Below are 7,761 nucleotides of genomic sequence, written 5' to 3' on the forward strand. Positions count from 1 at the left end.
CACTCCTCCATGGAGCATCGTTCGGCTGGCTCCCGCAATGAGACCGGGGCCTGTCCGGATGGCGGGGAGGAACACCGGACAGGCCCTGGTGGATTGAGGTGAGGTCAGCCCCGGTGCAGCCAGGCGGTGGTGTCCGGCGGCAGCAGACCCTCATCGTCCAGCAGCCCCGAGGCGAGGAGGGGGCTGTGGCCTGCGGGGAGGGAAACGGGCTGGTCGGACAGGTTCACCGCGCACACCACGCCGTTGCCCCGCTCGAAGAGCAGCGTGCCCTGCGGGCTCTCCAGCCAGCGGAACTCCTCGCCGCGCAGGCCGGGCTCGGTGCGGCGCAGGCGCAGGGCAGCGCGGTAGAGCTGGAGCATGGAGGCGGGGTCGGCCCGGTTGGCCTCGGCGGTGTACGACTTCCAGTCCTCGGGCTGGGGCAGCCAGGGCGCGGCGCCGGAGGTGCTGAAGCCGAACGGCGGGGTGTCACCGGTCCACGGGAGGGGGACTCGGCAGCCGTCGCGACCGCGGAGGGTGTGGCCGGAGCGTTCCCAGATGGGGTCCTGGAGGAGTTCCTCCGGGATGTCCTCGACCTCGTAGAGGCCCAACTCCTCACCCTGGTAGACATACGCGCCTCCCGGCAGGGCCAGCATCAACAGGGCCGCCGCCCGGGCGCGGCGTGTCCCGAGAGCGAGGTCGGTGGGGATCGGCCGGTCCCGGAACAGGGCCTGGACGCCGGTGTCGGCGCGGCCGTAGCGGGTGACGTGGCGCGTCTCGTCGTGGTTGGACAGCACCCAGGTGGCGGGCGCGCCGACGGCGGCGAGGCTGGTGATGCTGCGGTCGATGACATCGCGCAACGCGCCTGCGTCCAAGGGGCACTTGAGGAAGTCGAAGTTGAAGGCGGTGTGGAGCTGGTCCGGGCGGAGGTACTCCGGCATGCGGCGGGGGCGCACATGGGCCTCTGCGACGAAGACGCGGGGGTCGGGGTAGCTGTCCGCGATGGCGCGCCAGCTGCGGAAGATGTCGTGCAGTCCGTCGCGGTCCCAGTGCGGGTGGTCCTGCTGGCCCTCGCCCGTGAGGACGGAGAACTCGGTCAGCCCGAGGTCGGGCAGCGCCGGGTCCTTGACCATGCCGTGGGCGACGTCGATGCGGAAGCCGTCGACGCCGAGGTCGAACCAGAAGCGCAGGATGGACTCGAACTCGGCCCGGACCTCGGGGTTGTCCCAGTTGAGGTCGGGCTGTTCGGGGGCGAAGAGGTGGAGGTACCACTGGCCGTCGGGCGTGCGGGTCCAGGTGGGGCCGCCGAAGGCCGCGTGCCAGTCGTTCGGGGGCAGGGAGCCGTCCTCGCCCCTGCCGTCGCGGAAGATGAACCGCTCCCGCTCCGGCGAACCGGGCCCGGCGGCCAGCGCCTGCTGGAACCAGGCGTGCTGGTCGGAGACGTGGTTGGGAACGATGTCCAGGATCACGCGCAGGCCCAGCTCGTGGGCCTCGGCGATCAGCTGCTTCGCCTCATCGAGGGTGCCGAACGTGGGGTGGATGTCGCGGAAGTCGGAGACGTCGTAGCCGCCGTCGGCCAGCGGGGACGGGTACCAGGGGTTGATCCAGATCGCGTCGACGCCGAGGTAGGCCAGGTACTGCAGTCGGGAGCGCAGGCCGGCGATGTCGCCGGTGCCGTCGCCGTCGCCGTCGGCGAAGCTGCGTATGTAGACCTGGTAGATGGCGGCCCTGCGCCACCAGTCGGCATCGGCTGCGGCTTCGGCGGGCAGCGCGGTGGGGGTCGGATTGCTCATGGTGCTCGGTCCTGACTGTCTGAAGAGGAGGGTGGGGGTGGTGGTGGTCAGCCCTTGACCGAGCCCTGGAGGAGCGCCTTGACGAAGTGGCGTTGCAGAACCAGGAACACGAGGATCGTGGGAGCCATGATGAGAAGGGCGCCGGCGTTCAACAGGACCTGGTCGGTGCTGTATTTCGTGGTGAACGCCTGCAACGCGCCTGCCATGGTGCGCTTGTCGGGGTCGTCGATCAGCACCAGGGCGAGCAGGAACTGGTTCCAGGTGGACAGGAACATCAGCAGCGCCAGGGACGCGATCGCGGGGCGGGCGAGCGGCAGGTGGATGTGGAACAGCGCGCGCCAGGGGCCGGCGCCGTCCATGCCCGCCGCCTCGGACAACTCCTTCGGTACTCCTGCGAAGTGCGCCCGCATCCAGAACACCGCGAACGGCATGTTCATCCCGATGAGCGGCAGGATCAGCGCCCACTGGGTGCCCAACAGGCCCATGGCCCTGGTCTGTTCGTAGAGGGGGACGATGACGATCTCGTACGGCAGGGTCAGTGTCAGGACGAGGACCGTGTAGAAGACGCCGCCCAGCGGGATCTCCAGTACGGCGATCGCGTACGCGGCCATCGTCGCGATCAGGACCGCGGCGGGGACGACGCCGAGCACGATGAGCGTGCTGGACTTGAGCAGGGTCGTGATGTTGGCGACGTTCCAGGCGTCGACGAAGTTGTGCCAGTGCGGGTCGGACGGCCAGCTCAGTCCGGAGGGGAACGTGCCCTGGGGGGCGAGGGCCGCGCTGACCATGCTCAGGAGCGGTACGACGGAGTAGAGCGCGGCGGCGGTGATGAGGATGAGTCCGGGAGCGCGACGGCGAAGTGCGCGTGCGGTGTGCGTGCGTGCGGGCATCGGACTACTTCTCCCGGAACAGGCGCTGGAGCGGGACGACTACGGCGATCACGACCAGGGCGAGGACTACGGCGAGCGCGGAGGCCGCGCCGAGGCGGGCGTCGTTGAAGGCCAGGTTGTAGACGGCGACACCGGGGACCATGGTCTGGGTGCCGGGGCCGCCCTGGGTGGAGAGGTAGACGACGTCGAAGCTGGCGAGCGCGGCGATGATCGTGATGGTGACGCAGACGCCGATCTCGTTGCGCAGTCCGGGCAGGGTGACGGCCAGGAACTGGCGGATGGGGCCTGCGCCGTCGATGCGGGCCGCCTCGTACAGGCTGTTGTCGATCTTTCCGATGCCGGCCAGGAGCAGCATCGTGCACAGTCCGGTGGAGAGCCAGGTGCCGATGAAGCCGACCGCGGTCAGGGCCCAGGTGAAGTCGGCGAGCCAGGGGCGGGCGACGTCGTCGAGGCCGATGGCGCGCAGGAGTTGGTTGACCACGCCGTTGTCGGAGTACATCCACGTCCAGGCGACACCGGCGGCGGCGCCGGGAATGATCTGCGGCAGGAAGAGCAGCGTGCGGGCCAGTGCTCCGGTGAAGCGGCCTCGCAGCTGCCGTAGTACGGAGGCGGTGATCAGGGCGATCGTCACCGGCAGGATGGTGAAGAACAGGATCAGGTAGAAGGCGTGGAGCAGGGAGGAGAACTGCTCGTTGTCCGTGAAGACCTGGGTGTAGTTCTTCAGGCCCACCCAGGTGGAGGCGCCGACGCCGTCCCAGTCGTAGAAGGAGTACTGGATGGACATCAGGACCGGGCGGAAGTTGAAGACGCCGTAGAAGGCGAGGGCGGGGAGGGCGAAGAGCCAGCCGGCCCACCGCCGGGCCCGGAGCCGGTGGCGGCTGCGGGTGGCGGTGGCGCCGGCGGGCGACTTGATGGATCGCATACTGCTCAGCTGCTCTTCAGTGCGTCGGCGTAGGTGGTCTGGAGGGTCTCGACCATCGCGGCGGGCTCGACCTTGCCGGAGACCAGCAGCTGAAGCTGCTGGGTCAGCTTGGTGCTGAGGGCCGGGGCGGCGTTCTGCAGCCAGCTGTCGAAGCCGTTGTCGGCGGCGATCGCGGCGTAACCGGCCTGGATCTGTTCGGTCAGCGTGCCCGACAGCGACGGCTTGCCCGGGGCGGCCGTGCCGGAGGTCAGGGCAGCGTAGCCGTTGTCGACGGCGACCTTCGCGGCCTCGGGGGTGGTGAGGAAGTCCAGGAACAGGGCGGCGGCGTCCTTGTTCTTGGAGCGAGCGGCGATGGAGAAGGCGAGGGTGTTGCTGGTCATGCCCGCGTACGGGCCGTCCTGCGTGGCCGGCGGCATCGGGAAGACGCCGTACTTGCCCTTGAAGTTCTTGTCGAGGGTCTGCGTGATCCAGCTGCCCTGGAAGAAGAACAGGCCCTTGCCGCCGGTGAACTTGCCGTACGACGCCTCCTGGTTGAGGGCGTTGACGTCGGAGGCGAAGTAACCGGCCTTGATCCACTTCTGCAGTGTCCCGGTGGCCTTGACCGCCTCCGGGGTGTCCAGGTTCGCGCCCGGCTGGTGGTACACGATGTCGCTGAGCTTCTCGGCGCCCATGTAGTCGCCCAGCAGCAGGTTGTAGAGGTGGCCGATCAGGCCGTCCTGGTTGGATGCGACGATCGGGGTGATGCCTGACTTCTTCGCCTTGGCCATGACGGCTTCGAGGTCCGAGACGGAGCCGGGAACCTTCTTCATGCCGACCTTGGCGGCCAGCTCCTTGTTGTAGAAGACGCCGACCAGCGGGCCCGCCGAACCGCCCGCCTGATACAGCGGACCGCCGCCGACCGCGCCGTTCGACACGCGTCCGGGCGCGAGCGCGGAAGCCGGGACCTTCGAGCTCCAGCCGTACGCCTTGTCGTAGGCGTCGAGGTTGGTGAGCAGGTTGTCCTTGACGCCGCCGAGGAGGTCGTAGGGCTGGACGAGGTCGGGCGTGGAGTCGGAGGCCAGCAGCCTCGGCAGGACGGTGTTGTAGTTGTTGTCCGCCTCGACCCGCAGCTTCACCTTGATCTTCGGGTACTTGGCCATGAAGGCGTCCGCCAGGCCCTGCTCGTACGTCTGCAGGCCGGCCGCGGAGAACAGGGTCAACTCCGCGGGGGTGTCGGCGACGGCGGTGTTGACGGCGGTCGGCGTCGGGTTCGCCGCCGCGCCGGAGTCCGAGCCGGAGCCGGGAGCACTGCACGCGGCCAGCGTCACCAGCGCGGACACCGCGGCGACGGACGCCAGCGGGGCACGCAGGCGTCGGCCGGCGATTCTGACGGGGGAGGTGGGGTGCTGCTCGGGCATGATGCCTCCTCGCATCCATGCGGCTGCCGGTCCAGGGCACGGTCGGCAGACAGAGGTCGGCGAGCTTCCCGACCGGGCCACAGGGGATACGAAGGTCGTTTCGGAAGCGTTTCCGTTCCCGAAAGAGTGAGGCGGCCGAGCAAGCCTGTCAAGTAACGAACCCGCAACATACATGTGACGTGCTGAAACGATCAGATTGCCGGACAGGGTAGCGATCGGCATCATCGAGATTCTCGGAAACCCTTCCGAAGATTCCGGAAGCGTTTCCTATTAGCTCGGCCGGTGGGTTAGCCTTCCGGCATGGCGCAGAGCTCCCAGAAGATCAACATGGCCGACGTGGCCCGTGCCGCCGGCGTCTCGATGGCCACCGCCTCCCGCGCGCTCAACAACGACTACGGCGTATCCGAGGCCACCCGCCGCCGCGTCCTCGCGGTCGCCGAGGAGCTCTCCTACGTCGTCTCCCCCGAGGCGTCCCGCCTGGCCGGCGGCGCCACCGGCCGGGTCGCGGTGGTCGTACCGCACATCTCCCGCTGGTTCTTCGCGGCGCTGCTGGAGGGACTGGAGTCGGTCCTGCGCGCGGCCGACCTGGACGTGCTGCTCTACCACGTCGACGGCATCGAGGACCGCCACGACTTCTTCCACCGCCTGCCCGCCCGCCGCAAGGTCGACGCCGTCGTGGTCCTGGCCTTCCCCGTCGGCGAGGAGGAGCAGCGCCGCCTGGAGCTGATGGGCGTCACGATCATCGCCGCGGGCGGCCAGCACGCGCCCTACCCGAACGTCTCCATCGACGACGAGACCGCCGGCCGCCAGGCCATGGACCACCTGCTCTTCCTGGGCCACCGCCGCATCGCGATGATCGCGGCAGTCGACCCGGACCAGCCGGACGAGGTCCAGCCGTCGGGCCGCTCGAACGCGTACTACTCCGCTCTGCGCGACGCCGGCATCCCGGTCGACGAGCGGCTCGTCGTCACCGTCGACTGGGGCGGCGACCAGGGCGCCGACGCCATGGCCAAACTCCTCAGCCAGCCCGAGCCGCCCACCGCCGTATACGCCCACTCCGACCAGGTCGCCCTCGGCGCGATCCGCACACTCCGCCGCGCCGGACTGCGCATCCCCGACGACATGTCCGTCATCGGCATCGACGACCACCCGGTCGCCGAGCTGACCGACCTGACCACGGTGCGGCAACCGGTACGCGAGCAGGGAGAGCGTGCCGGGCGGATGCTCCTGGACATCCTGCGCGGCGAGGAGACAGAACACGACGTCGTCGTACCGACACAGCTGGTGATCAGGGGTAGTACGGCGCCGCCGCGCGGGTAACCCTGTTCACCCGTCGGCACAGATTCCGTACTTCGAGTCTCGTCACCCGCTCCATGATGAAACCCCAGGTCAGTGGCCTGGGTCTGTTTGTTATCTCCGTTCCAAGGTCCCGCTCCAGCGTTCGTACGGCCTGCGACAGCGACGGCTGCGGCATCCCATCCGGTCGCGTCGGTGCGGGTGGCTCGCTGACACACTCCCCTCTTCCGGGTCGCCGTTCCTCCGGGCCGTCATCGCCGCTGTGCGGCCAGTCGGACGGATGCGTTGGCGGCGCCGTAGCCGCCGTAGCCGGCGGTGCGTTGGACGATCTCGAAGAAGACGCGGCCCACGGTGGCCGTGTAGCAGTGGCGGAACTCGCCTCCGTGTTCGTCGCGGTCGTAGAGGATGCCGAGTTCCTGGTACGTGTCCAGCTCGCCGGGGGCGAAGTCGTAGCGGGCGTCGAGATCCTCGTAGTAGTTGGCGGGGATCTTCAGCAGTTCCGCGCCGGCGGCACGGGTGCGGCGGGCGGCTGCGGTGATGTCGTCGGTGGTGAGGGCGATGTGCTGGGAGCGGGTGCGGGTGTCCGTGGCCGGGCTGGGGGCCAGGTTGAGGACAAGGCGCGGGGCGCCGTGGGCGCCGGTCAGGGCCCTGCTGCGGAAGAGACCGTAGGGGTCGGCCAGGTCGACGCTTTCGTGCGGGCGCAGGCCCAGCACCGCGCGGTGGAAGAGGACGGCTTCGTCGAAGTGGTGCCAGGGCTGGGTCAGGGCCACGTGGTCGAAGCCGGTGACGGTCCCGTCTGGTGAGGGGGTCCGCCGCGGGTTGGCCGTAGCCGTGAAGTCGCTGGTCCAGTCGGCATGTCCAGGGCGTCCGGTGACGCAGAAGAACAGTTCGGTGCCGTCGGGGGCGGCGACCGCGTCCAGCGGGACGTCCTGGCTGCTGCGGCGTCGGGGCAGGACGGGGGCGAGCAGGGACTCGGCGCGATGGGCGGCGGCGCTCGGGTCGGGGGTCTCCAGGCCGATGGCGGTCAGGGACGTGCCGTCGATGGGGGTCCCCCCGCTCGAGCGCAGCCGAGAGTAGGGGAGGGTTCCGGTGCCGTGGTTGACCAGGATGCGGGCGTCGCCCTGTTCCCAGAGGTCCACCGGCTTTCCGGTGTGCCGTCCGGTGCGCCGGAAGCCGAGTGCGGTCAGGAGAGTGGTCACGGGCAGCGGGTCGGCGGTGGCGAGTTCGGCGAAGGCCACGCCGGTCGGGACGACCGGGGCCGGGAGCGGGGAGATGCCCGCGCTCTCCTCCAGGGCGATCAGCGAGCGCAGCGCGTCGACGGCGGTGCTGCCCGCGTCCGCCTGGCGGAACACGTCGTTGAAGACCTCCAGGGAGAGCGGGCCGCGGTAGCCGGCGTTCACGGCGTGGCGGACGAGGGAGGTCACGTCGAGGCCGCCCTGGCCGGGGAAGCAGCGGTAGTGGCGGCTCCATTGCAGGACGTCCATGGC

Annotated in this window: 6 protein-coding genes; 1 reads left to right on the plus strand and 5 read right to left on the minus strand. The window is 69.7% G+C overall.

The genetic code is table 11. The annotated features are described in order from the left end of the window. Positions 1 to 104: 104 nt before the first annotated feature. From GTY47_RS16350 to GTY47_RS16365, 4 genes are read right to left on the minus strand one after another with little or no spacing between them, the layout of a single operon-like run. The gene (locus GTY47_RS16350) at positions 105 to 1,769 is read right to left on the minus strand and encodes a glycoside hydrolase family 13 protein (RefSeq protein ID WP_010032195.1); all 1,665 of its coding nucleotides are present in this window, start codon (positions 1,767 to 1,769) and stop codon (positions 105 to 107) included. A gap of 47 nt (positions 1,770 to 1,816) precedes the next feature. Next, the gene (locus GTY47_RS16355) at positions 1,817 to 2,659 is read right to left on the minus strand and encodes a carbohydrate ABC transporter permease (protein ID WP_010032197.1); all 843 of its coding nucleotides are present in this window, start codon (positions 2,657 to 2,659) and stop codon (positions 1,817 to 1,819) included. 4 nt (positions 2,660 to 2,663) lie between these two features. Next, positions 2,664 to 3,581 (minus strand): sugar ABC transporter permease, encoded by a 918-nt coding sequence (locus tag GTY47_RS16360; RefSeq protein ID WP_010032199.1) that lies wholly within the window; start codon positions 3,579 to 3,581, stop codon positions 2,664 to 2,666. Positions 3,582 to 3,586: 5 nt separating this feature from the next. Further along, complete coding sequence (locus GTY47_RS16365; protein ID WP_010032201.1) at positions 3,587 to 4,978, minus strand: extracellular solute-binding protein; 1,392 nt, start codon at positions 4,976 to 4,978, stop codon at positions 3,587 to 3,589. Between the two features lie 300 nt (positions 4,979 to 5,278). Between GTY47_RS16365 and GTY47_RS16370 the strand changes: the two genes are divergently transcribed. Continuing rightward, positions 5,279 to 6,298 (plus strand): LacI family DNA-binding transcriptional regulator, encoded by a 1,020-nt coding sequence (locus GTY47_RS16370; RefSeq protein ID WP_010032203.1) that lies wholly within the window; start codon positions 5,279 to 5,281, stop codon positions 6,296 to 6,298. A gap of 227 nt (positions 6,299 to 6,525) precedes the next feature. On the opposite strand, the gene GTY47_RS40960 is transcribed toward GTY47_RS16370, so the two are convergent. Next, positions 6,526 to 7,761: VOC family protein (locus GTY47_RS40960; RefSeq protein WP_010032204.1), on the minus strand; the 1,236-nt coding region annotated here is incomplete at its 5' end.

The sequence above is a fragment of the Streptomyces sp. SID5464 genome, assembly GCF_009862985.1.
Taxonomy (GTDB): domain Bacteria; phylum Actinomycetota; class Actinomycetes; order Streptomycetales; family Streptomycetaceae; genus Streptomyces; species Streptomyces chartreusis_D.

Bases quoted from the DNA above. Each gene is read 5' to 3' on its own strand.
- GTY47_RS16370 (WP_010032203.1), top strand. From the start codon at position 5,279: ATGGCGCAGAGCTCCCAGAAGATCAACATGGCCGACGTGGCCCGTGCC.
- GTY47_RS16355 (WP_010032197.1), bottom strand. From the start codon at position 2,659: ATGCCCGCACGCACGCACACCGCACGCGCACTTCGCCGTCGCGCTCCC.
- GTY47_RS16360 (WP_010032199.1), bottom strand. From the start codon at position 3,581: ATGCGATCCATCAAGTCGCCCGCCGGCGCCACCGCCACCCGCAGCCGC.
- GTY47_RS16365 (WP_010032201.1), bottom strand. From the start codon at position 4,978: ATGCCCGAGCAGCACCCCACCTCCCCCGTCAGAATCGCCGGCCGACGC.
- GTY47_RS16350 (WP_010032195.1), bottom strand. From the start codon at position 1,769: ATGAGCAATCCGACCCCCACCGCGCTGCCCGCCGAAGCCGCAGCCGAT.